We start from the raw sequence: 22741 nt of genomic DNA on the forward strand, positions 1-22741 counted from the left end.
GTTCGCCGCGGATTAACCTCCACAACAACTTAACCAATGCAGGACGCTACTAGGGTAGGTATATGAGACGCGCTAAGATTGTGGCCACTTTTGGCCCGGCAATTGCCAGCTTTGAGAACACCCTCGCGGTGTTGGAAGCCGGTGTGGATGTTGCCCGGATGAACATGAGTCACGGTGACTACACCGTGCATGACAACACCTACGAGAATGTCCGCAAGGCAGCAGCCCAGCTGAGCAAGCCTGTGGCCATTATGGCTGACCTGCAGGGCCCCAAGATCCGTCTTGGGCGCTTCGTGGACGGCCCGCACGCCCTCGCCGAGGGTGACATCTTCACCATCACCACCGAAGACGTTCCGGGCACCAAGGAGATCTGCTCCACCACGCTGAAGAGCCTCACCGAGGACGTCAACGTGGGGGATGCCCTGCTGATCGACGACGGCAAGGTGGCCCTGCGGGCGATCGAGGTCGACGACGTCAAAGTCGTTACAGAGGTAACCGTCGGCGGGATGGTGTCCAACAACAAGGGCATCAACCTTCCCGGCGTTGCGGTCAACGTGCCGGCGCTGAGTGAAAAAGATGAGGACGATCTCCGCTGGGCCATGCGCCGCGGTGTTGACATGGTTGCACTGTCGTTCGTTCGCGACGCCTCGGACATCACCCGTGTGCACGAGATCATGGACGAAGAAGGCCGCCGTGTGCCGGTCATCGCCAAGATCGAAAAGCCGCAGGCAGTGGACCAGCTCCACGAGATCATTGACGCCTTTGACGCCATCATGGTGGCCCGTGGCGACCTCGGGGTGGAACTTCCGCTCGAGGAAGTGCCGATCGTGCAGAAGCGCGCCATCGAACTGGCACGCCGCTGGGCGAAGCCGGTCATCGTGGCCACGCAGGTCCTCGAATCCATGATCGACAACCCGCGCCCCACCCGTGCAGAGGCCTCCGACTGCGCCAACGCCGTGCTCGACGGTGCAGACGCCGTTATGCTCTCCGGCGAGACCAGCGTGGGCAAGTACCCGATCGAAACCGTCAAGGTCATGGCCAGGATCATCGAATCCACCGAGGTCCACGGCCTGGAACGCGTTCCGCCGCTGGGCACCAAGCCCAAGACCCGTGGCGGCGCCATCACCCGCGCCGCCGTCGAAATCGCCGACCAGCTGGATGCAAAGTACATCTGTACATTCACCCAGTCCGGCGACTCCGCGCGCCGCCTGTCGCGTCTGCGCCCCATCAGGCCGGTATTCGCGTTCACTCCGTTGGAGCACGTGTGGAACCAGCTGGCGCTGACCTGGGGCATCCAGCCGGTGCTGGTTCCCATGGTGGGCCATACTGACGAGATGACCGCGCAGGTTGACCGCAGCCTGCTCGAAATGAAACTCGTCGAAGACGGTGACCTGGTGATCATTGCCGCCGGGTCCCCTCCCGGAAAGGCTGGTTCCACCAACTCGCTGAAGGCGCACAGGGTGGGCGACTTTGCAGACGCCGGCAGCCTGGGCGACGCCGGCGAAGGTGCCCCCAGGGAGAAGCTCGGCCCCTGGCCAACGGCATAGCAACCTAAAAGGAAGGACCCCTGCCAGTTTGGCAGGGGTCCTTTTCTTTGCTCCGGTGATTGTGCTTGTCCGGTGATTGAGCTTGTCGAAATCCCGACAGGCTCAATCCAGAATCTTTTAGTTGACCTGGTTGATAATGGTTTCGGCAACCTCGCGCATGCTGAGGCGGCGGTCCATGGAGGTCTTCTGGATCCAGCGGAAAGCCTCCGGCTCCGTCAGGCCCATCTTGGTGGTCAGCAGGCTCTTGGCGCGCTCGACGAGCTTGCGGGTGGCGAACTGCTCCTGCAGGTCCGATACTTCGCTTTCGAGGGCCTTGATTTCCTCGTGGCGGGAGAGCGCAATTTCCAGGGCCGGGATGAGGTCGGCCGGGGTGAAGGGCTTGACCACGTAGGCCATGGCGCCGGCATCGCGGGCGCGCTCCACAAGTTCCTTCTGGCTGAAAGCCGTCAAAAGGACCACGGGGGCGATGCGGGCCTTGACGATCTTCTCGGCTGCGGTGATGCCATCCATAATCGGCATCTTGACGTCCATCAGGACGAGGTCCGGCTTGAGTTCCTCGGCGAGCTGCACGGCCTTCTCGCCGTTGTCTGCTTCGCCCACCACGTCATAGCCTTCGCCGCGCAGGATCTCGATGATGTCGAGTCGGATGAGGGTTTCATCCTCGGCCACAATGACGCGGCGCGCCGGCTGGGACGTGGGTTTTGACTCCGTTTGTTCAGTCACGGGATCTCCTTGGAAAGGTACGGCGGGAACATCACCATCTTAGGTGCGCCCGCGGCCGTAGTTTGATCTGCATGGTCTATTGCGGCGTCAGCGGCGCGATTCTGGAATTCAGCCTATCTGCATGTAGAGTAATTCCGCGTACGTGAAGCGATCGCGTTGCTCACAATCAGCTGTGGGCGTACCGGTTTGCACAGCGTATTCCGCGCCCGAGTGGCGGAATTGGCAGACGCGCCGCACTCAAAATGCGGTATCGAAAGGTGTGTGGGTTCGAGTCCCACCTCGGGCACAGTGTTTCCGCAGGTCAGAGGGGTTTTAGGCCTCTGAGTGTGCACAAAAACTCGATTTCTGTGCACACGAAGCCTAGAATTTTGGGTATGGCCAGCATTTGGGAACGAAAAAAATCGGACGGATCCACGTCCTATACGGTCCGCTGGCGGAACCCCGAGACGCGAAAGCAAGAGGGGATCACCCTCGCCACTTCGGCTGAGGCCCTCACGCTTAAGCGCCTCCTCGACGCCAACAACCAATCATTTGAGATTGCCCAGCACGCGATGCTTGCGAACCAATCCAAAGCGCCCACCGTGGCGGCCGTGATTCAAGAGCACCTCGACCTTCTTGTTCGGCCCTCCGTCGGCACAGTGCACACGTATCAGACCATGTTGAAGCTGCACATCGCCGACGTCATTGGGCATATCCCAGTGGACAAGCTTGACTACCGGCACCTGACTTACTGGATCAAATCGATGCAGTCCAAAGGCAGGTCTCCCAAAACCATCAAGAACAACCATGGCCTGATCTTCGCGGCCATGGAGACGGCCATCCGGCTCGGCTACCGGAAGGACAATCCGTGCCGAGGGGTCCAACTCCCATCAGGCGAAAAAGCAGAGGATGAGGCCAGATTCCTGACGCACGGCGAATTCGGCCTGATTCTGGAGGGCATGGGGGAGCGATACAAGGCATTCACTGAATTCTTGGTCATGACGGGCACGCGCTTTGGTGAAGCAACAGCGGTGACTGTTGCCGACGTAGACCTGATGTCCAAGCCGGCCACTATGCGGATCAACAAGGCATGGAAGCGTGGTGTTGACTCCGAGTACTACATCGGCGCGACAAAGACGGGTGCCGGCAAGAGGACGGTCTCGCTTAATCCGCGTCTGGTCGAAATCCTGATTCCCTTGGTTGCCAGTCGGCCTGGCTCAGAACTGCTGTTCACCACGCCCAAAGGCGAGCGTATTGTTCACAAGCTGTATTGGCACCACTACTGGGTGCCTGCGGTGGAAGCGGCGCAGGCCCTCGGGCTGAAGAAGTCGCCCAGGATTCACGACCTGCGCCACACACATGCTTCCTGGCTGATTCAGGATGGTGTATCGCTCTTCACCGTCTCAAGGCGGCTGGGGCACGCATCAACGAGAACGACGGAGCAGGTGTATGGGCACTTGATGCCGCAGGCCCTTCAGGATGCTGCGGACGCCACGGAGCGCGCGATCACGGGGTTCGTGCGCTGACACTTGCGTCATCCCTGTTGTGATCTGGGTTGCTGGTATCCGACCGGCGCGAGACGCCGCCGCGCTCTGGTTCCGATCAGTCGTTCCTGAGGGGACGACCCGGCATGAACCGGGACCTCCCGGAGGCGGGCGATCTCCCCGATGTGCTCCGACGTGAAGACGATCTTTCCCTTCCCCCAACAAACATGCGGGAAGCGACCGTTCGCGGCCCCTTCCCGCAACCACGCCTCAGTGCAATGCATGAGGGCTGCCGCTTCCGCCGGCTCGTAAAACTCCAGGTCCATTGGAACTCCTAGGTGGCGTAGTTCGCTTGGAAGTTCATCGATGATGGACCTGCTTTGACATGATCGGCAGCGGATTCGCCGAGCAGCGCAGAAAACCGTATTCAGGGTCATATCTGCGAATTAGGAGCAGGCACCTCCATAGGTGCCCGATGTCTCGTCGACGGATCTGCGTGTCTCCGACCCGCGCACGCCTGCTTGCGAACGGGTGATATGAAGTCTCGAAGTCGTGCTGAGGTACGGTGTAACGACGCGAATCGGTTTGTCGCCATAAGTCCATCGTGGGGGAGTTGAATGAAGGCGCTTCTTGCTGAACAGTTGCTGGCAGAGGTTACGGGGATCAAGGATCTCACGCGATTGAGCGACGTGACGCAGCGGCTCCGCACTTTGGCGGACATCAAGTATGACGACTATGGCGGATACACACCGGGAGTTCGGTTCATCGAATCGCTGGCCGTGTGGCTCAGTGAATTCAACCCAAGTGACCGTGAGACCGCCCTTGACTTTGTGTTGCATCGCCTTGCCTACATTTCAGCCACAGAACTCGATCATCTGGTCTCGACCGTATATAAAGACATGCTGCGACCGAGGCTGCTCCGGATCGCCGCGAATATGTTAGGCGAGCCTTCATGGGCTGTTAGGAAGATCGCTAGCTCACCAGAATTCTTGGCACTTCAACGCCAAACGCTAGTTCTGGGCATGAGCGATGGGGCCCGATTGGATAAGCTGCGTCGCGCCAGTCTTCTCTCTACCGAACAGTTCCATTTGGTCTCAACCGTCGATAAAGAAAAGGCCGATGATATGAGTTCGAAGCTCGCTGCTGCGCTCACGTCCATGGGTTGGCTTGGCGAAGCGAAATTCAGCTCCGTGATAGTTGTTGATGATTTTTCTGGTAGCGGAATGACGATGCTCAGACCTGGGGTCGATGGATGGAAGGGCAAATTGCCCAAGATAATCAGCCACGTGGCTGATCTCAAGTCGCGTGGCGTAGTAGCAGACGATGCGCGAGTAATCGTTTTGCTCTATCTGCTTACTAAGCAAGCTAAGTCCCAATTGACCGCACGGATGAACGAGGCAGGCTTTACCGAACCGGAGGTGTCGTTGATTGCAGCGCACACATTCGACGATGACTTCCCACTGACGGAAGACGCTGATAAAGAATTTTGGAAGCTATGCTCAGACTACTTTCGCGAATCGTGGGACAACGAGCACTCTGGGCTTGGCGGCGACTTGTCCCACGGATTTGGGGGAAGCGCCCTGCCTCTGGTGATCCATCACAATGCCCCGAACAACTCCCCGCCGATACTTTGGAAGGACGAATCCATCGAAAGTAGCGGGAATAGCGATTCTGCCCGTCAATGGATTGGCGTGTTTCCTCGCCATGAACGCCACCACCCGGGCAGGCCATAGTGGTCGTAGGTAACCCCTTTCGTTTACGCTACACGGAGCAACAGCGTGATCACATGGGCTTTATCAGGACGTTCAGCGTCGGCATGTTGGAGGTACTGCCCCCGGCCGAGAGCGCTTGGAACAGATTGGTCGTCCTCAGAAGCGCGCCGGGCGCTGGCAAAACCTCGATCCTTCGCCTTCTGACGCCCGAATCACTTACGGCAATAGTTGGTATCGATAACCCCGAGGATGCCATTAAGGCGTTACGCGTGGCACTTGAGGAACTAGAAGTGATTCATAAAGGATCTTTGCGTGTGCTGGGCGTAATGGTCAATGTGGGAAAGGACTATAGGTCGCTCATCGACCTCGGCCCCAAAGGCGCTGGGAATCATAAAGTATTCTTCAAACTCCTGGACGCTCGAATAATAGCCCGCGCTATTGAGGCTGTTGCTTTGGCCAATGATCTGAGGTTTCCCGATGATGCAAAGCGTATTCGATTCGTGCCCCGTTCAGGATCTGGCGGCGAATCGGCCAAGGAAGCACTGAGCCAGATTGGCGCTTCGACTTTTGATGATTCGCTCCATTCGATAGACAGCGATGGATATTACGCGGACGCCTTATTGAGAGTTGTGCGGACCAAAGAGCGAAGTGTCCTAACTTTATTGGATTCACTATTACCAGTCGAGTGGGAGTCCGAAGTCGGGCACTCCAGGCTGTACTCGCTTCCGTTCCTTGGCAACTGCGACATCGAAGTAGATGGTCATACGGTCGCCTATAGACCGGTCGTCCTCTTTGACGATGTTCACGACCTCGAAGAGGAACAGCGCGAGGCGTTATATGGGCAGCTGCTGGATCGAACTAACAATCTGGGGCGTTGGATTGCGGAACGCAAGGAAGCTGTGCCTGACCACGAGCTTCTTACGGGTTCCACCAATGGTCGGGACTACCAATTAGTCGCACTCGAAGACGAACTCAGTGCTGGTTCGAAAGGCGGACACTCCCCGCGGCTAGAGCGAATTCTGGGTGGAATTGCGAATAGCCGCGCCCAATTACATCTAGCTTCTTTGGGCGTCCACGAACAATTTACTTCGCTCCTGCGATCAGCCGAGGAAATCGAGCCGATACGTAAGCTTGAGGTTTTCAACAGCGTCATCGCCGACGTCCGAGCTCTAGTGGACGCCAATCCGCAGTATCGCAGTTGGATGGCGGCCGCTGAGGATAGGCAGGTGGGCCTAGACCGGCTCGAAGCTGCCTACGACTGGCGTGAGCTTCAGATCCTAATCGAACGTGACATAAAGCGTTCACCCCCGGCTCTCTTTGACTACGAACTTGAGTCTGAACAGGCGACGCGCATGGCTTCGTCAGGCACTAAGTCCGCTGCACGGTTGTTCTTGGCGAATGAGCACACATTGCCTTACTACGTAGGTTGCGATGTGCTTGCGGACCTTTCAAGTCGAAATGTCGAACAGTATCTGAGCTTGGGAGGGGACATGTTCGAGCTCATGATGTCCGCGGTCACACAGCGTCGACGCACTGGCGCCTACCTGAGCACAGCCGAGCAGGACCAACGCGTGAGACGCTCTAGCAAGTTGTTGTGGGAAGCCGTCGTGCGACGCGTCGCACATGGTCCTGACGTCCTCGCCTTGCTGCATACAATCGCCGATAACAGCCGGACGGAAACCTTTCGCGCCACAGCTCCGTACGCCCCAGGTGTGACGGGTACGGCCATTGCTTTACATGAGCGGAGTTTCCTTTTCGAAATCAAGAGCGACAGTGTTACATACGCCAGGTACGAACGCCTGTCGCGCGCATTAGCTTCGGCGGTTGCCAACAACCTCTTGGAGATGTCGCCAGAAGCGACTAGCGCCAAGGGCCAGAAGTGGTCGGTTTTCTACCTAAACCGCCTTTTGTGTCCGCATTTCGATCTCCCCCTCCAGAGAGGTGGATTTCGCGAGCAACCGATAGCGAAACTGTCACAGAAACTTGATTTGGCTCGCAGGGTAAGCGCGGACCGGCCTGCGCCGGACCCGACTACTCCACTCAACAGTCTAGAAGGATGGCCCAGGTGAACGTGGCCGGCTTTGCAAAACTACGTTGGTACGACTATGTGTTCGCTGATGATACTGAAAACAGTGAACGACTTTGGACCGAGGCGTGCCAGGACGGCGAGAAGATTCTTCTCATCTGCGGCGCCGGATTCGACCCAAGGACCCTGGACACACCGCGTCGTGTTGCTTCAATCGAATGGGAGCAGCTAACGGTCCTAGCTCTGAAACCAAGTGTGGGCGGCGAACACGACGCCGCTGAAGGGGCTGCCCACGACAACGAAGCGGAGCTGAGCAAGCTGTTCGGTGATCGGCTCACGGTCGTTGACTCTCCGCAAGTACTCGACCCAAACACGACCGGGACCGTTCTTAGTCGTCGGCTTCAAGCACAGCATCAGGTGTTGGATTTCGACACAGTGATCGTCGACATGAGCGGCCTGCCATCTTCGATTTCGTTCACCGTTCTCCAGCTGTTCCTCCAGCAGTCTCTGCCCGACGTTAGAGACAACAAAAGGTTCGAAGGCAACCTCTTGGTAACCGTGTCTGAAGACGTCTCCACCGACTCAAGGATCATGGCTAGTGGACTTGACGCCCCTGGAACGCTAGCTGGCTTCGAACGTCTCCCCGACGTTTCCACGACCTGTATTTGGGTTCCGGTATTGGGCGCCGGTGCGGGAGAGGAGTTACGAGCGCTTACAACTCTTTTGGATCCACATGAAGTTTGTCCAGTAGTCCCATTCCCGTCGCGGAATCCTAGGAGGGGCGATGAACTCATTCTCGAGCATCGAGTATTGCTCATCGATGAACTTCAATTCGAACCCCGGAACGTTTTGTACGCATCGGAGACAAACCCTTTCGATTTATATCGCCAATTAGTATGGCTTGCGGATCGTTACAGGACGGCGCTAGCCCCTCTGGGTGGAGCAACAATTGTCGTCAGCGAGCACACGAGCAAGATCTTAAGCCTTGGTGTGCTTCTCGCCGCCCACGAAGCGAGTCTCGTCATTGGCCATGTGCGCCCGATGGCGTATCGCCTAAGCGGATCCGAACCTGAGGACCGTAAGCCTTGGATATACACTGCCTGGCTCACAGGCCGGCCTTACGCGTGAATCTATTAAGCATGAGAAAGGACGTCATCCATGGCCAAGTACGCTGATGAGGTCGAGGGCCTCCACGACGCCTATGAAGCAGCGCTGACGCATCCGGAGGCCAAGAAGCTCAACTGGGCCTTTGAACGCGTTCGCGGCCGTCCGCTATTTGCTGTTGGAAGTGGTGGCACGATGCCAGTGGCGGAGCACGCTGCAGATCTCCACCATCGGGTCACTGGAAAATTTGCACTCGCTGTTACGCCGCTGCGATTTGTAGAACTTGCAGGGAGGACGGCGAACGCCGCGCTGATAATCTTCTCGGCTCGTGCGAAGCACCCTGATACAGGTCTGGCCATTACTCACGCGCTAGCTCTAGGGATTCCCATTGTCGTAGTTACCCAGAGAGAGCAATTGGATCTCGAGTCGCCCATGACCGAACCCGGAGTGACTGTCGTGACGGTGCCCGGGCAAGGCAATGATGGCTTTCTCGCTACACGTAGCGTCTTGATCATGGCTACTGTCGTCACTCGGATGTACGGAGAGTCCCTTCCGCAGCGGCTGCCTAGCATCGACTCGCCTGTGCCAGCAACGCGTGGCGATCGCTTGCTGGTGCTCCATGCCCAAGAGGGGCGGGCCGCAGCAGGAGACATTGAAACGCGCATGCATGAGCTTGGATTGATGACCGTGCAGGTGGCGGACTACAGGAACCTCGCCCATGGTAGGCACGTGGGATTGGAACGCAGGTCCGATTCGACCACCGTCGTGGCGCTTGTGAGTCCCGCGTCGGCCGGCCTCGCTGCCAAGACACTTGGCACGCTGCCCGAGCTGGTGGAGATCCACAAAATTGAGACTCCGCTCAGCGGTGCTGCTGCAGCGCTGGATCTTCTTGCCGCGGCAATGGCTCTACCTATTGCCGTGGCATCGATGCAGAGTATCGAGCCAAGTAAGCCTCGTGTCCCATCCTTCGGACGTAACCTGTACCACCTTCCTTTCAAACGCTTGTATCCTGCCAAACAAGCAGGCCCCATTCTGCGAAAAGTGCAAGCTGCAGGTTTTGGATTTGCGACCGAGGCGGCCGTCGAGCTTTATTCATCGGCATACGCTGATTGGTCCCAGGGTCTACGCCGTCGGCCAGTCCAAGCGATTGTCCTTGACTACGACGGAACGTGTGTGTCCACTGCTGGCAGGTTCGACCTACCTGAAGCACCCGTTCAAGAGGCATTGACGCGGCTCCTCGCTGCTGGACTGCCATTGGCTTTCGCTTCTGGGAGGGGCGGGAGTTTGCACGAGGACCTTCGTAAGTGGGTGCCTCGGGAGTTCTGGCATCTGATTTCTCTGGGCCTTCATAACGGTGCGTGGCGACTTGAACTCAGCGACGAACTGCAAGAGACCAGGAATCCGGCTCCGTTTTGGTCGGAGCGACTTCAGGAGCGGCTACGACCATTCGCGGAACGCAAACTCATCAACCTTCGGATTAGGCCCTCGCAAGTCACAGTGACGAGCGATAGGCCTGAGATGACGGCGGCTACTCTCCGCGAACTCGTCGTCTCCGTCGTTGAGATCAGCGATGGTGAGTGCTTGCACGTGGCGTCGAGCGGACACAGCGTTGATATCATCGACGAGAAGTTTGGGAAAGAAAAGGTCTTCGCTGATTTTGTTGCTCGGCACGGCCAGACGTTGGCCATCGGTGACCAAGGCCAGCCGGGCGGGAACGACTTTGCACTTCTTGGTGCCGACACGATGACTGTATCGGTGGATGCTTGCTCGGCCGACCCTACCCGGTGCTGGAACGTCGCAGACTTCGGTTCAAGCGGCCCTCAAGCGCTGATGGAAACCCTGAACAAATTGGTTTCACGCCGGGGCGGACTGTATCTATTGCTCAAGAACAGCGATCATTGAACTGATGAAAGATGATCACTCCCCAGCTGGGAGCCAACGCCGGTCCAAGTCTGCAGACCAAATTCCGCGCACTCGCACGTTCGTCAGTAGCGGCTTTACAACAGTTGACATCAAACTTGGGGATGCACTTAGTGCGTCGCCCGGAGGGACGGCCACCAACGTTGCTCGTGTCCTCCAAACTATGGGCTGGAACACTCAACTCGTTGGGACTATAGGAAGCGATCCTGCAGGTCAATTCCTCAAGTCCGCACTTGAGACCGATGGTGTGGGGGTGCAACACCTTCGGCTAGAGAGTGCCTGGACGACTCCAGTCGTTCTCCAGGAAGAACATCGGGGAGATCATGTTTGGCGATTCCGCTGCCCGATTTGTGCAACTTCGTTTGCCAAACATCGGCCTACTCCAAAGGACGTCGCAAGTTCGCTGGTTGATGAAGTCGCGGCGCCCGATGTGTTTTTGTTCGATAGAGTCAGCCTCTTCACTCTTGCCCTTGCGGACGAGTGGGCTCACCAGGGCACTTTCGTAGTATTTGAGCCATCGGGACTCGGGCGCCCTCATTTATTCGATCGGGCCATTGAAGCAGCACACCTCGTAAAGTTCAGTTCTGAACGTGCGCCGGCGTTCAAGGACCGCTTGGTGGGTACTAGGGCCATATTGGTTGAGACACTCGGTGCGAACGGTGCACAGGTCCGTTTTTCTGAAGCAAAGACCTGGCAGCATATGCCCCCTCAGCCCATCACTACCAAAGTTGACTCCGCTGGCGCCGGTGATTGGACGACGGCAGGACTAGTAGATGAACTCTTCCCTGCATCTGGCGTTCCGGCGTATGCCTGCCCGGAAGGAGTTGCTCGGGCGGTCACGAATGGACAAGTTCTCGGGGCGATGGCTTGCAGTTGGGAGGGTGTCTATCCAGAGCCTCCAGCAATGTTCGACCCTGCGGACTTCGAGCGGTTGGCCTGCCCTCGAGTGGTACGTGAGTCTGCCGAGTCGGCTTTCTTCGGGCCGGTGACACCAATGGTGACAACCTAATTGGTTGATGCAATTCTGTAGCCCATTGCTGTCGCCGTTGGTAGGTACACAGTTAGCGGCGAAGAACCAGGTTAGGGCTTTTATCGGCAGCGCCTGAAACCAGTCGGATCCCGCGTCTCTGGCTGCTCGCAAGTGGTTCCCAAACAGACGGCATTCAACGTCTCTTTGCTCTGTTCGATAATGATCCGCGCAGTGTTGTTGGCGTACGCATAAGAACTGCTTCGAGGACCGCCGACTCGCAATAGGTCCACGAAACCGCCTTGTCTAAGGAGCGCCAGCTGCCGCTGGACTGTGCTCAGGCTCAGTCCGGAGCCCGTGGAAATCTGCTTGCTGGTCGACGGTCCACTCTTGCTGAGGAAGTGCAGGAGCCGACTCCGCGTTTTATTCATGAGGAGGTTCGTCATCGCTGCCACGTCCGAGTGAATCAAGGAAAGAATGGAAGGGGTGTAGACCCGTCTGCAATGACCACAATCTACGCCTCGGCAGAGAAGTTGGCTAGACGCTAAATCGTGACTGACCCACAAACCTTGTTGGGTCACGCGCCGAAAGCAATACTGGTACCAACGACGCTGATCTCACATGGATAGCTGTTGGGGGCAGGCAATCGGGTCATCAGAACGGCGACAAGTGGACGCAAACGAGGTTGCACGAAATGCCAACGGCGGAAATCGTACGCCGCAGGCGGAGCTCGCCCGAAAACTGAACCTCCTTCTGGACGTCGTCGTCGCCGAGCGCGGAACGCCGTTCACTTACCGTGAAGTCAGCGAAGCCCTGGCCAAACGTGGGGTGAGCCTATCCCGCGCGAGGTGGTTCTACATGAAGGACGGCACAGGGCGAATGGTTTCCGACCCCGAATTGCTTACTGCCTTATCCGAACTATTCGATGTCGACCCGAGTTACCTCCTGGGTAGCGACGGGGCGGAAGTTCCTGAACGCATAGATGCGCAGTTGGAATTTGTGAAGTCCCTGCGCGCCGCCAGGGTTAAGACCTTTGCGGCGCGAACACTTGGGGACGTTTCCCCGGAGACTCTGCGAGCCATCACCGAATACCTCAACGAAGATATCGCTAGGCACCCGACCGGCGAGTCGTCCGCAGCTAGCGGTTCAGAAGATAGTCCAGATGGGCTGCCAATAGAGCCTTGACGCGCGCGCCATCTACTGAGTAACGCGGCGAGCGGCCATGTCGTCGCCCTGGCTCGACGTCGGCCTTTACTACGCCAGTTTCTTCGAGAGCGAGCAAGTGTTTGGCGACGCTGGGCTCGGTGGCGCTTACGGCGTCAACAATGTCACCCCGCGTCGCGGGGCCGTTCGCGGTTAGGAAGCGCAGGATCTCATTTCGGGACCTGTTGCCGAAGGTTGCGATGGCCGCCTCCACGTCGGGTGACCAGGCTTCGTCTTCGGGCTGAGTGATCCTGGGCATGACTTCATTCTTGTCTGATATGTCCCGAATCTCCAGCGTTGCGCTCTTGACACTACTTTAGTGAGTGCTGAGAATAGTTAAAGTAATCTTTGCATCCAAGCGGATCGGCCCCGATCTCTGACAGGGACGAGCTCACGCATCCATAATTTCTCTGAATTTCCCTGTCCTGGGAGCCGTCATGAGCGCAACATATTTGGCCTCTTCAGCCAACACCCCAGTCGAAGCAGGCGAAGCCAGCCGGACTGAATCTGATTTTCAAGTGGGCAACGTTTCGATGGAGCAGATGACATCATCAATCAACGAAGTCTCACGGTATGTCGCATCGCGGTTGTCCCGGGCGGGACGTGCCTGCGAGCTTGATGATGCCCTTCAAGACATCCGCATTGCAGTCTGGAGAGGAGTGCATGATGGCCATTACAGGCAGATACCCGGCGTGCGATTTGGCGCCTGGGTTCAGGGGATCGCGGCCCACGTTTGCTCGGCTTACACAGCCAAAGCGCGTTCAAAAGAATCTCTGCCGCTTCTGATCGATCCGGGGGATAACGACGAGCGAAACGTCGGTTGTCAGCACGAGGTTTTTGGTCCAGAAGGCGTGGCCGAGAGGGAGTGGGCCCTCAGCGTCCTTCAGGCAACGAGGCACTTTGTTGGCGACGTTGTGTGGGGTACAGCGATGTCGCTTCTACTCGCGGACGACTCGCGAACTCCCGGCTCGCCCAACGACCGCCGAGCCTACCGGCAACTCGTGTTGGTCCGGCAGATGGCGATCACGGTGAGGCAGGCGCTGGCGGCTGTTGACGCCGAGGGCCGCGACATCGGGGACGCAGCGTCATTTGCCGCGCGATGTCTGCCCACTCCCTTGCAGCAACAGATCGCGCAGAGGGTAGTCCGCCTTGAGCTGCGCAGGGAGGAACGGGCTGACGTGATTGCCGCCATCGCCGCCGACTTCGGCGTGAGTCGGCGCTATGTCGAGGTGCAGATTGGCACGGTCCGCCGGCTGTATGCGGCCGCGGTGGAGATCAGTGCTCCCATGGTTGGTTCCCGCATGGCAGCCCAACTACGGAGAGTGTGACAGAGCAAAGTCATGTCGTGTAGTCGGATGGTCGGCATGAAGTGGTGAAGAAGGGGCATCATGAAGCGCTCAACCGTTCTTGCTCGACGACTAACCGGAACCACGCGGTTGCTGATTCTTGCGGGCGGCCTGCTGGCCGTCGTCACGGTGATTGCTGCGCTTCTGCTGACTCCCAGTGAGCCGCGACGGGACAGCGCGACTCGCGTGACGGCGCCAGAATCTCCGCCTCAAACGTCAACCGCACACCCATCGGTGCCGTCAATATCCGTCGCCCCGAAGCATGACTACGGCCCACATACGCTCGACCACCGGGCACTATCGGAATCGACAGTCATAGCGCTCTACACCTGGGATGCGCGGACGTCAGACTACACCGAGATCTACGCCCGGGTGCGCAGCTGGTGGATGGTTCTTGAAGACGGGTCGAATCCTCTGAGCGTCTACACGGCGCAGTTCGAAGGAACGGGCATCGACGCCGCGGCCTTCGTGCAACTGACTTCCCGACAGGCCCACCGCACCTCAAACCTCATGCAAACCAAATGCGACGCTGAACTGGCCAACTATGTGGAGCATCCGGCCCCGTGGGAGGGCCTCCACGTGTGCACGGTGACGGTCAGCGTGACTGACCGCTCGACGTCGGATACGGGATCGGCTCCTTACACAGTCCCCGTGAGCGTCGTGGCCAACTGTCCGCCGGCAGCGTCTGCTCCCTACGATCGGTGCGCGCTCGTCGCCTTCTACACAGACGCCGACAGAATCGTCTACTGATGGGCATTCGGCGGGCGGTGCGGGCAGGAGTCGTTACGCGGTCGATAGCTGCAGGCATTCTGGTTGCACTGATCGTGTTGGCTGCTGTTCTTACTGGAACCCTTGCGCTCCTTGGGTCCGGAATGTCCAACGCCTCAGACGTGTGCGTGTGGCCGGATTCATCCGGTGATGTCGGTGCCGCCCGATCCAGCGGTATCGGCCGGGAAGCTCTGACTGTCTCGGGTCCGAGTGGGGCACCCTTGACGCTCAACCTGCGGCAGCAGGAAGTGGCTATGGCCTATATCTCCGTCGGACAGTCACTCAAAGTGCCGGGGCAGGCAATCCAGATATCAATCATGATGGCCCTCCAGGAGTCTGGTCTGCGCATGCTTTCGAATCCCGCAGTCCCAGAGTCCTTGGGCTTCCCGAACGACGGGCTCGGGTACGACCATGACTCCATTGGCTCTGCCCAGCAGCGGCCCGGCGCCGGATGGGGGCGCGTTCAGGACCTCATGCGTGCCGAGTACAACGCGGCCGCCTTCTTCGGCGGAGCCAACGGCCCCAACCGCGGCTCTCCCCGGGGGTTGCTGGACATCGGGGGCTGGGAACGGATGTCCCTTGGCGAGGCGGCCCAAGCCGTTCAGGTTTCGGCATTCCCTGAGCGGTACGCACGGTGGGAACCGGCCTCCGCAGCAATCATCGCTGCGCTGGCCGGCGACATCACGTTGCCACGCTGCGAGAGCCCCGGCCAGAACGGCGGCCGCCCAGCGCCAGCCATCCCAACGCACCTCGATGACCAGCGGCGCGCCATCATCGGCTTCGCCCAGCAAGGCTTAGGCGGACGGTACGTCTGGGGAGGCACCGCCTTCAAAGCCTGGGACTGCTCCGGCTACGTGATGTGGATTTACGCCCAGATCGGGAGGCAGCTTCCACGGGTCGACCAGTGGGTTGTCGGCGCCCCGACCTCGACGCCGCTACCGGGCGACTTGGTCGTTCAGAACCCAGACGGCCCGGAACACTGGGGCCACGTCGGAATTTATGCAGGCGACGGGATGATGTACAGCGCCCTCAACCCCAGCGCTGGAACCCTGCTCCACCCCATTGACTGGAACCCCGGCAGCCGCTTCTTCACACTGCTGGGCTGATCAGGCGATCAATCAACAAATAGTCCATGCAAGTCATGCACCGCATACCAAAACAGCACATGGAGAGACAACCGCAGGTCTTCGCCTGCGTCTACACTCGATCGGAGCAAAGTCATGAAGTACGCAGTCGTCGACCCTGGAATCGTCCCCAACACCAATTTCCCGTTTCTGGAGTCCCTGAAACAGATCGGCGGCGGCATCCTCGTCGGTGCCTTCATCGTGATAGCCATCGTGGCGGTCATCGGCGCCGCCATGCTCCTGGCCGGCAAACTCAGCCAGTCATCACGACTCGCCTCAGGCGGCGGAATGATCCTCCTGTGGACCGGACCAGTGGCCGCGATCCTCGGCGGTATCAACGGCTACATCCTGTGGTCACAAAGCGCCTTCCAGCTCGGATTCTAGGTCGCCGCCATGCTGCCCGATCTCTGCGCTCCAGGAGCGTGGTGGCCTCCCGGCTGCGGGCTGGTCTCCCAGGCCCAAAATGGCGCACTGTCCGCGTTCAACGCCTTTCTGGCCGGTATTCTGGAGGGCATCGCCTCCTGGCTTTGGTCTTTCATCTCCGGCGCGTTCGGGGCATCCAACGTCGATGACTCCCAATGGGCCGCCGTGCAGGGCCTAACAGGATGGTGGCTTGTTGTCATGGCGACACCCCTCGTCGTCGCCATGATTCTGCAACTGCTCTCAGGTCTCATCGCTCAACAGTCGCGAAGGATCTGGCGCGCCCTGATCGGCGGTCTGATGGCCATCCCCGCCGTAGGAGCCGCGGTCTACATGATGCAGACGCTGACGCGCGTCAGCGACGAGGCATCAACGGCGCTTCTGGAGACGCTCGGTTCCGATCCGTACGTCGTCTTCATGCGCCTCTTTGGCTTTGAGCGGGCCCCCGCAGGATCTGCCAACGAGTGGAAGTTCTTAGGTGCATCGGTTAGCACGACACCTTCAGCACTCAGCGGAACATTGGTGATAACGGTCTTCGCCACCCTGATTATCTGGATCCTCGCCTTCATTCTGATGTGCTCGATGATTTTCAGGTCCTTCGCCCTCATCGTCCTCGGAGCCGTTGCACCTGTGGCCCTGATGATGATGCCGTGGGAGAAGACCAAGTCATGGATGGCACGGTGGTGCGAGGTGGTGGTGGCCCTGCTGTTGGCCAAGCCACTCGCGGCGACCATCCTGGCCGTAGCAGTAAAGCTGTTTTCAGATTCAACCTCCTTTGCCGGGATCGCCGCGGGTGCTGTCGGCATGACTGTCGCCTGTGCGGCGCCGTTGCTTGCGCTCAAGCTTGTCGGCTTCGCCGGCGGCGAGCTAGCCGCTGCAGCAGGCGCTGCCGGCGGCGCCCAAACAGCGCGAACCATGGCCGGATTCTCCGGCCGCCAACTGGGTCAGCAGATCCGAAGTCATCACTTGTCATTGGGACATGGTGGAGGATCTGGACTCTCACCCGTTCCCTCGACTCCCAGGCCTCTTCCGGCGAGAGTCTCACGGCCAGCTGCCACTATCCCGCGGCCTTCGGGCGCTGCGGGTGCAGCCGCCGTCAGCTCAACGCAACTACAGTTGCTCTCCGGGCCCAGAGTGTCGGAGGCACCAGCCCGCACGGTGGAGCGAGCAGAGTCCGGGGCATACGCCAAGGAGCCGGCATCCCGTGGGACCACTTCCACGCACGAGACCGCCACAGTCCAGCCGGCACCGGATACACCGCGCCCAACTCTTCCGGCTCCAAAGCCGCCTGCACAACGACCCGAAACAACAACGACGGTGATCCCACCACGGATTGAGGGCCATCATGACTGACGAAAGCGGGGCCCTCAGTCCCGTCAGCTTCCCACGGCAGGAACGCCACGGGGTCCTGCTCGGTTTGCAGTGGTATCAGTTGGCTTTCGCCGGCGGTGGAATCCTCACGGCATGCCTGGCGTCCGCCGCAGGTGGACCCCACCGACTGTTTTGGACGAGTCCGCTCTGGCTCTCACTGGTGTTCCTAGGGTTTCTGCAGTACGCCAGGATTCCTTATCCGGTGTGGATCCTGACCGCCGCCCGATTTGGGGCGAGAAAAGCAACACACCAGACCACATTCCTGGCGTCCCCGGAGAAGCCAGTGATGGCCGGGTCGCTGGTTCTTCCGGGCGGTCTCTCCACACTGACCATTCATCGGACGGCCGACGGCTGGTGTTTCGTCGTCGACCGCGAAGCGCGAGAGGCTTTCGCCGTCATTAGGTGCCGCGCCAACGCCTTTGCCTTGCTGGAAGACGAAGACAAGGCCTACGCCGTCCAGGAGTGGTCCCGAGTCCAAGCAAACCTTGCCAAACGTCCGGGAGTTGCCCGTATCGCCATTCAGGACTACACCGTTCACTTCCCGGCCTCGGCGCTGGAGGAGTTCTACAGGCGGCGCGTTGCAGCACGGAAGTCGATGTCGCCCGGAACCGAGTGGGGAGACCGCTCGTATCAGGATCTTGTGTCAGCAGCGGGTACAACGAGCAGCCATGACATTCTCTTGACCCTGGTACTGGACACCGCACGCGCTCGCCGGAGAATTCGTGACGCCGGAGGCGGGGTTGCCGGCATCGAGCAGACCCTGCGGTCGGAGCTTGAGGCGCTGGCGACGGGACTGAAGACCCATGGTGTAAAGGTCGAAGAATGGCTATCAGACAGGCAGTTCTCGTCGATCCTCAGGGGGGCCTTTGACCCGTCCTCAGTCATAGCGATCGGGCAGCGGAAAGGTGAGGTGGAGGGCGTTGACGCAGATCAGTCCGGCCCGATGGGCATGGAGGAACACTGGTCGTATCTTCAGACAGACACGGGCTTCCACCAAACGTTCTGGGTTGCAGAATGGCCACGGCAGAAGGTGTTCGCGGGCTTCCTTCACCCACTCGTCTATGTCGGCGGCTTTAGGCACGCCGTCACACAGGTCCTCAGGGCTGTACCCGCGGACCGGGCATTGAAGGACATCCGGTCCGCGCAGGAATCCCACGAGACCAGACGCCGGATCAACGCGAAGTTCGACCGGCCGACCACGCGCGAACAGCTCGCGGAGGAACAGGAGGTGCAGCAGCGCGAGGAAGAGATCGTCGCCGGCCACGGCGATGTCCGTCAGGCGGCGTACGTAACCATCACCGCCGCGACGCTGGAGGAGCTCTCGCGTTGCCGGCAGGAACTGGAATCTGCTGCTGCGAGCGCGTTCGTCGACCTTCGCCTGCTGGTGGGGCAGCAATGGGCTGCCTTCATCGCGGGCGGGCTGCCACTCGGTAGGGGACTCAAATGAAATCGAAGAGCAATAGGGTCGAGTTCATCTCCGCTGGTGAGACGCTGAGCGCTCGCCGGGAATGCCGCCGTCGACGTTTGGGAACTGACGACGGCGGCACGAAGCGATTGTGGGAACGACTGACGCGTGAGCCCCTTGACGATGCGCAAAACGCAGAAGCCGCCAAGCAGCGTCGTCGTCCGGGTCCGCATGACATGGCTGGCCAGCACCGGCTTCAGCCCTCCCCGCACCGCGCTTCCACCATGACGTTTGCCGCAGCCTATCCCTTCCTGACTGAGTCGGGGCTCGGGCATGAAGGGACGTACATTGGCTCGGATGTCTTCGGCTCGGGCGCGTTCTCGTATGACCCGTGGATTCTGTACGACAGGGGCGTGATCAGCGGCCCGTCCATCGTGGTCATCGGCACCGTGGGGACGGGAAAGTCGATGTGCGGCAAGTCGCTGGTGGCACGGTCGATCACGCTGGGCCGCAAAGCCGCCGTAGCCTCTGACCCCAAGGGGGAGTGGGTCCCGGTTGCACGCGCTGTGGGCGGCAAGGTGATTTCGGTGGGACCGGGGCGCCGGACCCGTGTGAACCCGCTCGATGCGGGCCCGCGGGCGAGCGATCTGTCTAACGCCCAATGGCAAGCCGTCGTTCGGCAGCGCCGCCGGCAGCTCCTGGTGGCTTTGGTGTCGCTCATGCGCCAGGGGGCGCCGATGCTGCCGGTCGAACACACGGCACTGGACATGGCCTTGACTGAGGCCGTGTCCGCAAACGCAACGCCTACGCTTCCGATGGTGCTTGACCGGCTTCTGGACCCGGCCCCGGAGACACTCAAGCTTGTAGGGCCCGACGGCGGCAGTTCAGTTGCGCACTCACTGCGCCGCACTGTGTCCGGTGACCTCGAAGGTATGTTCGATGCGCCGTCCACCGTGACGTTCGACGCGGACGCGCCGATGATGGTGATGGACACGTCGGGGCTCATCGGAGCCTCCGAGCAGGCGCTGTCGCTCGCGGCCGCCTGCAGTGCCACCTGGCTGGAAGCGGCCATCACCAACCCGGACGGCGGCAAGCGCCTGGTTGTCTACGATGAAGGCTGGCGCATGCTGGCCGACCCGTACATGTTGGTCAAGATGAGCGAACAGTGGCGGCTGGCTCGCACGTACGGCATTGCGAACCTGCTGATCATGCACAAGGTGGCCGATCTCAACGAGATTGGGGACAGCACCAGCGGGCACCGTCAGAAGGCGCTGGGCCTACTGACTGAGGCTGACACCCGCATCATCTATCGGCAGAAGCACGACTCAATGCGCCTGACCAAGGAGGCGCTGGGGCTCACGGCTGCCGAGTGTGAGCAGGTGGAGAACCTACCCAAGGGGGTCGGTCTCTGGAAGGTGGGGAGCCGATCGTTCATCGTCGCCAATAGGGTGACCACAGACGAGCTCGAGGTCTTCACTACGGACCACAGGATGCTGGAATGAAATCCCACCCTCATGATGACGTTCCGCTCGTCAACCTTGGACTTCTCTGCTTGGCCGGATACTTCGCCATATGCGCAGTGACTGAATGGGCTGTGAGCCTCGTAGCGCTGTGGCAATGCGGGACTGAGGTGAAGGTTTCGCATAGTCCGTTCGCCGTCGTCGTGCTGGTGACGGGGGATGTGGGCTCTTTCGGCCAGATGCCAGCTGGCTGCGTGATCGACATCTTCATCGTTCGGTTGTTGCTGGGTGCGGCGCTCGCGGTCCTGGCCGCCTTTGCGGTAATTGGTTTGTTTGCGTGGCACGGCTGGCGGCAGTCCGGCGCCTGGCTCCGGCTCGAAATCCTGAGCCGCGAGGGGATTGCCAAACGGGCCGAGATCGCCAGGGAGTTTGGGCGGCGGGCAGCGCTGCGGCGGGGGTATGTGACCAGGCCCGGCCTGCAACGGCTGCGCCTTGCCGATGTGTCGTGGACGCTCGGCACGTCGCGGGGCGTGAAGATCAACGTCTCCACTGAAGAGTCGATGGTGATCCAGGGGGCGCCGCGGTCCGGCAAGGGCCTCTTTGTGGTCATCAACGCCATTCTCGATGCCCCCGGTGCCGTGGTGACCACGTCGACCCGAGCTGACAACCTGGCCGTGACGATGAAAGCCAGGGCCAGCGGAGGACGGCCGGTCACCGTGTTCGATCCTCAAGGGATGTCAGGGTTGGGCTCGACGCTGCGTTGGTCACCGGTCCGTGGCTGTGAAGACCCCGACATTGCTGTCCGGCGAGCGCTGGTGATCTCGGCCGACACACAGATGACGGGCGAGAATGCCGCCTGGCAAAAGCGTGCCCAGATCGTTCTTCAGACACTCCTGCATGCGGCGGCGCTCTCCGGCGAGGGAATCAGGGCCTTCCGCCGGTGGTCTTCCAACCCGGTGCTCGCGGCGGAGGCCTTGGAAGTCCTTCAGGGTCCGCGGGCGGCTTTGGGCTGGCAGTCTGACCTGATGGGGATTTTGGAGGACGATCCCCGGAACACGTCCAACTCCTGGATCGGTGTCACAGCTGCAGTGGCGCCGCTGTCGTCCCCGAAAGTGCTCGCAGCCCTGGACCCGACAAACCCCGAGGACGAATTCGATCCCCGGACGTTTATCCGTGAAAGGGGCACCTTATACCTGATCGGCACAAAGTCGGGGGCGGCCGCCGCTGGACCGTACCTGTCTGCCCTGATCGACGACATTGACGCTACAGCTCGCGAAATGGCCTTTACCGCCGCGGGCGGCAGACTCGATCCACCTTTGTCGCTCATCCTCGACGAGATCGCGAATCTCTCGCCGTGGCCTGGCCTCCCGGTGACTCTGTCGGACGGGGGCGGTATCGGAATCTCCACCATGGTTGTCCTGCAATCGCTGTCCCAGGCACGTTCCGGCTGGTCCATCGAGGAAGCCTCCACCATCTGGGAATCGGCCATCATCAAAGTCATTTTCGGCGGTGGCTCGGACGAGCGCGACCTTCGGGAGCTTGCGGCGTTGATGGGGGAGCGCCAGTTCACGTACAGAACCCGGTCGTGGTCCTCCCAAGGCCGGCAGACTGGCGAACAGATCCGCGATTTGCCTGTCATTGCCTTGCACGAGATCCGTCGGCTTCCGCCCGGAACGGCCCTGATGTTGGGTCGACGAACCCGGCCCATCCTCTTGGATCTCCGCGGCTGGCACCAGCGGAAGGACGCGGCAGACCTGGGACGGTTCAAGCAGGAAGCAGAGGAAGCCCTGGCCTTGGGCCATGCTGCCCAGCGTGCGCCTGTCGAAGAGGCTCCTGATGGGACAGTTTGACGAGGGCGATCCGCTGGCCCTCCTCTTCGACGAACTTGAGCCAAAGCCACAGGGTACAACAACACCGACCTACAGGTGGCGGGACCTTGATCAGGATACGGTCAGGACCGCGTGGACGGAGTTGGACCTATGGGTCCGGTGGTTCGTCTCCACGTACAGGCTGTCGACATCGGTCGTGCCGGACTGCTGGTGGAGGCACGCTGAACTGGTCGCCGAACTCTACGCACTGCAGAGGGCGGAGCACGCCTCTTACGGAGAATCAGACGCTGGGTTCGGCCCGCTCGGGTTCCACGAACGTATGTCGTTGGCAGTCGAACGCCTCCGAATCCACA

At 60.1% G+C, this 22741-nt stretch carries 19 protein-coding genes and 1 tRNA gene; 17 read left to right on the plus strand and 3 right to left on the minus strand.

Going from position 1 to position 22741, the window contains the following annotated elements; all coding sequences use genetic code 11:
• The first annotated feature begins 62 nt into the window (after positions 1 to 62).
• The gene (gene pyk, locus ACX80M_RS10275) at positions 63 to 1547 is read left to right on the plus strand and encodes a pyruvate kinase (RefSeq protein ID WP_252600223.1); all 1485 of its coding nucleotides are present in this window, start codon (positions 63 to 65) and stop codon (positions 1545 to 1547) included.
• A 117-nt stretch (positions 1548 to 1664) separates the two neighbouring features.
• Here the strand turns inward: pyk and ACX80M_RS10280 are convergent, their stop codons facing one another.
• Positions 1665 to 2270, minus strand: a complete 606-nt coding sequence (locus tag ACX80M_RS10280) for an ANTAR domain-containing response regulator (protein ID WP_056345656.1) — start codon at positions 2268 to 2270, stop codon at positions 1665 to 1667.
• A 204-nt stretch (positions 2271 to 2474) separates the two neighbouring features.
• On the opposite strand from ACX80M_RS10280, the gene ACX80M_RS10285 reads away from it, so the two are divergent.
• The 7 genes from ACX80M_RS10285 (at position 2475) to ACX80M_RS10315 (ending at position 11504) form a co-directional block, all read left to right on the plus strand.
• Positions 2475 to 2556, plus strand: a tRNA-Leu gene (locus ACX80M_RS10285).
• Between the two features lie 88 nt (positions 2557 to 2644).
• Positions 2645 to 3775, plus strand: a complete 1131-nt coding sequence (locus tag ACX80M_RS10290; protein ID WP_459309539.1) for a tyrosine-type recombinase/integrase — start codon at positions 2645 to 2647, stop codon at positions 3773 to 3775.
• A gap of 575 nt (positions 3776 to 4350) precedes the next feature.
• Positions 4351 to 5466, plus strand: a complete 1116-nt coding sequence (locus ACX80M_RS10295) for a phosphoribosyltransferase-like protein (RefSeq protein WP_459309540.1) — start codon at positions 4351 to 4353, stop codon at positions 5464 to 5466.
• A gap of 53 nt (positions 5467 to 5519) precedes the next feature.
• Positions 5520 to 7514 (plus strand): ORC-CDC6 family AAA ATPase, encoded by a 1995-nt coding sequence (locus ACX80M_RS10300; RefSeq protein ID WP_459309541.1) that lies wholly within the window; start codon positions 5520 to 5522, stop codon positions 7512 to 7514.
• Positions 7502 to 8599: a hypothetical protein gene (locus tag ACX80M_RS10305; protein ID WP_459309543.1), complete on the plus strand. Its 1098-nt coding sequence runs from the start codon at positions 7502 to 7504 to the stop codon at positions 8597 to 8599. The genes ACX80M_RS10300 and ACX80M_RS10305 overlap by 13 nt, the downstream gene beginning before the upstream one ends.
• Positions 8600 to 8629: 30 nt before the next feature.
• On the plus strand, positions 8630 to 10477 hold the full coding sequence (locus ACX80M_RS10310; RefSeq protein ID WP_459309545.1) for a hypothetical protein: 1848 nt from the start codon (positions 8630 to 8632) through the stop codon (positions 10475 to 10477).
• A 4-nt stretch (positions 10478 to 10481) separates the two neighbouring features.
• Positions 10482 to 11504, plus strand: coding sequence for a PfkB family carbohydrate kinase (locus ACX80M_RS10315; RefSeq protein ID WP_459309546.1), 1023 nt, complete (start codon positions 10482 to 10484; stop codon positions 11502 to 11504).
• An 80-nt stretch (positions 11505 to 11584) separates the two neighbouring features.
• On the opposite strand, the gene ACX80M_RS10320 is transcribed toward ACX80M_RS10315, so the two are convergent.
• Positions 11585 to 11908, minus strand: coding sequence for a winged helix-turn-helix domain-containing protein (locus ACX80M_RS10320; protein WP_459309547.1), 324 nt, complete (start codon positions 11906 to 11908; stop codon positions 11585 to 11587).
• Between the two features lie 223 nt (positions 11909 to 12131).
• Between ACX80M_RS10320 and ACX80M_RS10325 the strand changes: the two genes are divergently transcribed.
• Entirely contained in the window at positions 12132 to 12647 is a 516-nt protein-coding gene (locus tag ACX80M_RS10325) for a hypothetical protein (RefSeq protein ID WP_459309548.1), read from the plus strand.
• Here ACX80M_RS10325 and ACX80M_RS10330 read toward each other — a convergent pair.
• Complete coding sequence (locus ACX80M_RS10330) at positions 12601 to 12924, minus strand: ArsR/SmtB family transcription factor (protein ID WP_459309550.1); 324 nt, start codon at positions 12922 to 12924, stop codon at positions 12601 to 12603. The genes ACX80M_RS10325 and ACX80M_RS10330 overlap by 47 nt on opposite strands.
• Before the next feature lie 178 nt (positions 12925 to 13102).
• Between ACX80M_RS10330 and ACX80M_RS10335 the strand changes: the two genes are divergently transcribed.
• The 8 genes from ACX80M_RS10335 (at position 13103) to ACX80M_RS10370 (ending at position 22409) form a co-directional block, all read left to right on the plus strand.
• Positions 13103 to 13993, plus strand: a complete 891-nt coding sequence (locus ACX80M_RS10335) for a hypothetical protein (protein WP_459309551.1) — start codon at positions 13103 to 13105, stop codon at positions 13991 to 13993.
• Positions 13994 to 14053: 60 nt separating this feature from the next.
• Entirely contained in the window at positions 14054 to 14761 is a 708-nt protein-coding gene (locus tag ACX80M_RS10340; RefSeq protein WP_459309552.1) for a hypothetical protein, read from the plus strand.
• A 272-nt stretch (positions 14762 to 15033) separates the two neighbouring features.
• Complete coding sequence (locus ACX80M_RS10345; RefSeq protein ID WP_459309554.1) at positions 15034 to 15885, plus strand: C40 family peptidase; 852 nt, start codon at positions 15034 to 15036, stop codon at positions 15883 to 15885.
• A 114-nt stretch (positions 15886 to 15999) separates the two neighbouring features.
• A complete protein-coding gene (locus tag ACX80M_RS10350) occupies positions 16000 to 16287 on the plus strand; it encodes a hypothetical protein (protein ID WP_459309555.1) in 288 nt (95 codons plus the stop codon).
• Positions 16288 to 16296: 9 nt separating this feature from the next.
• Entirely contained in the window at positions 16297 to 17676 is a 1380-nt protein-coding gene (locus tag ACX80M_RS10355) for a hypothetical protein (protein ID WP_459309557.1), read from the plus strand.
• Positions 17669 to 19141: an SCO6880 family protein gene (locus ACX80M_RS10360; RefSeq protein WP_459309558.1), complete on the plus strand. Its 1473-nt coding sequence runs from the start codon at positions 17669 to 17671 to the stop codon at positions 19139 to 19141. Before ACX80M_RS10355 ends, ACX80M_RS10360 begins: the two co-directional genes overlap by 8 nt.
• Complete coding sequence (locus tag ACX80M_RS10365; protein WP_459309559.1) at positions 19138 to 20601, plus strand: ATP-binding protein; 1464 nt, start codon at positions 19138 to 19140, stop codon at positions 20599 to 20601. Before ACX80M_RS10360 ends, ACX80M_RS10365 begins: the two co-directional genes overlap by 4 nt.
• On the plus strand, positions 20598 to 22409 hold the full coding sequence (locus ACX80M_RS10370; RefSeq protein ID WP_459309561.1) for a type IV secretory system conjugative DNA transfer family protein: 1812 nt from the start codon (positions 20598 to 20600) through the stop codon (positions 22407 to 22409). The genes ACX80M_RS10365 and ACX80M_RS10370 overlap by 4 nt, the downstream gene beginning before the upstream one ends.
• The last annotated feature ends 332 nt before the right edge of the window (positions 22410 to 22741 follow it).

This window comes from Pseudarthrobacter sp. MDT1-22 (assembly GCF_054511035.1).

Coding starts and splice junctions, on each gene's coding strand:
- ACX80M_RS10350 (WP_459309555.1), top strand. CDS start 16,000: ATGAAGTACGCAGTCGTCGACCCTGGAATCGTCCCCAACACCAATTTC.
- ACX80M_RS10320 (WP_459309547.1), bottom strand. CDS start 11,908: ATGACGAACCTCCTCATGAATAAAACGCGGAGTCGGCTCCTGCACTTC.
- ACX80M_RS10355 (WP_459309557.1), top strand. CDS start 16,297: ATGCTGCCCGATCTCTGCGCTCCAGGAGCGTGGTGGCCTCCCGGCTGC.
- ACX80M_RS10305 (WP_459309543.1), top strand. CDS start 7,502: ATGGCCCAGGTGAACGTGGCCGGCTTTGCAAAACTACGTTGGTACGAC.
- ACX80M_RS10310 (WP_459309545.1), top strand. CDS start 8,630: ATGGCCAAGTACGCTGATGAGGTCGAGGGCCTCCACGACGCCTATGAA.
- ACX80M_RS10295 (WP_459309540.1), top strand. CDS start 4,351: ATGAAGGCGCTTCTTGCTGAACAGTTGCTGGCAGAGGTTACGGGGATC.
- ACX80M_RS10340 (WP_459309552.1), top strand. CDS start 14,054: ATGAAGCGCTCAACCGTTCTTGCTCGACGACTAACCGGAACCACGCGG.
- ACX80M_RS10370 (WP_459309561.1), top strand. CDS start 20,598: ATGAAATCCCACCCTCATGATGACGTTCCGCTCGTCAACCTTGGACTT.
- ACX80M_RS10330 (WP_459309550.1), bottom strand. CDS start 12,924: ATGCCCAGGATCACTCAGCCCGAAGACGAAGCCTGGTCACCCGACGTG.
- ACX80M_RS10345 (WP_459309554.1), top strand. CDS start 15,034: ATGGCCTATATCTCCGTCGGACAGTCACTCAAAGTGCCGGGGCAGGCA.
- pyk (WP_252600223.1), top strand. CDS start 63: ATGAGACGCGCTAAGATTGTGGCCACTTTTGGCCCGGCAATTGCCAGC.
- ACX80M_RS10315 (WP_459309546.1), top strand. CDS start 10,482: ATGAAAGATGATCACTCCCCAGCTGGGAGCCAACGCCGGTCCAAGTCT.
- ACX80M_RS10300 (WP_459309541.1), top strand. CDS start 5,520: ATGGGCTTTATCAGGACGTTCAGCGTCGGCATGTTGGAGGTACTGCCC.
- ACX80M_RS10290 (WP_459309539.1), top strand. CDS start 2,645: ATGGCCAGCATTTGGGAACGAAAAAAATCGGACGGATCCACGTCCTAT.
- ACX80M_RS10335 (WP_459309551.1), top strand. CDS start 13,103: ATGAGCGCAACATATTTGGCCTCTTCAGCCAACACCCCAGTCGAAGCA.
- ACX80M_RS10360 (WP_459309558.1), top strand. CDS start 17,669: ATGACTGACGAAAGCGGGGCCCTCAGTCCCGTCAGCTTCCCACGGCAG.
- ACX80M_RS10365 (WP_459309559.1), top strand. CDS start 19,138: ATGAAATCGAAGAGCAATAGGGTCGAGTTCATCTCCGCTGGTGAGACG.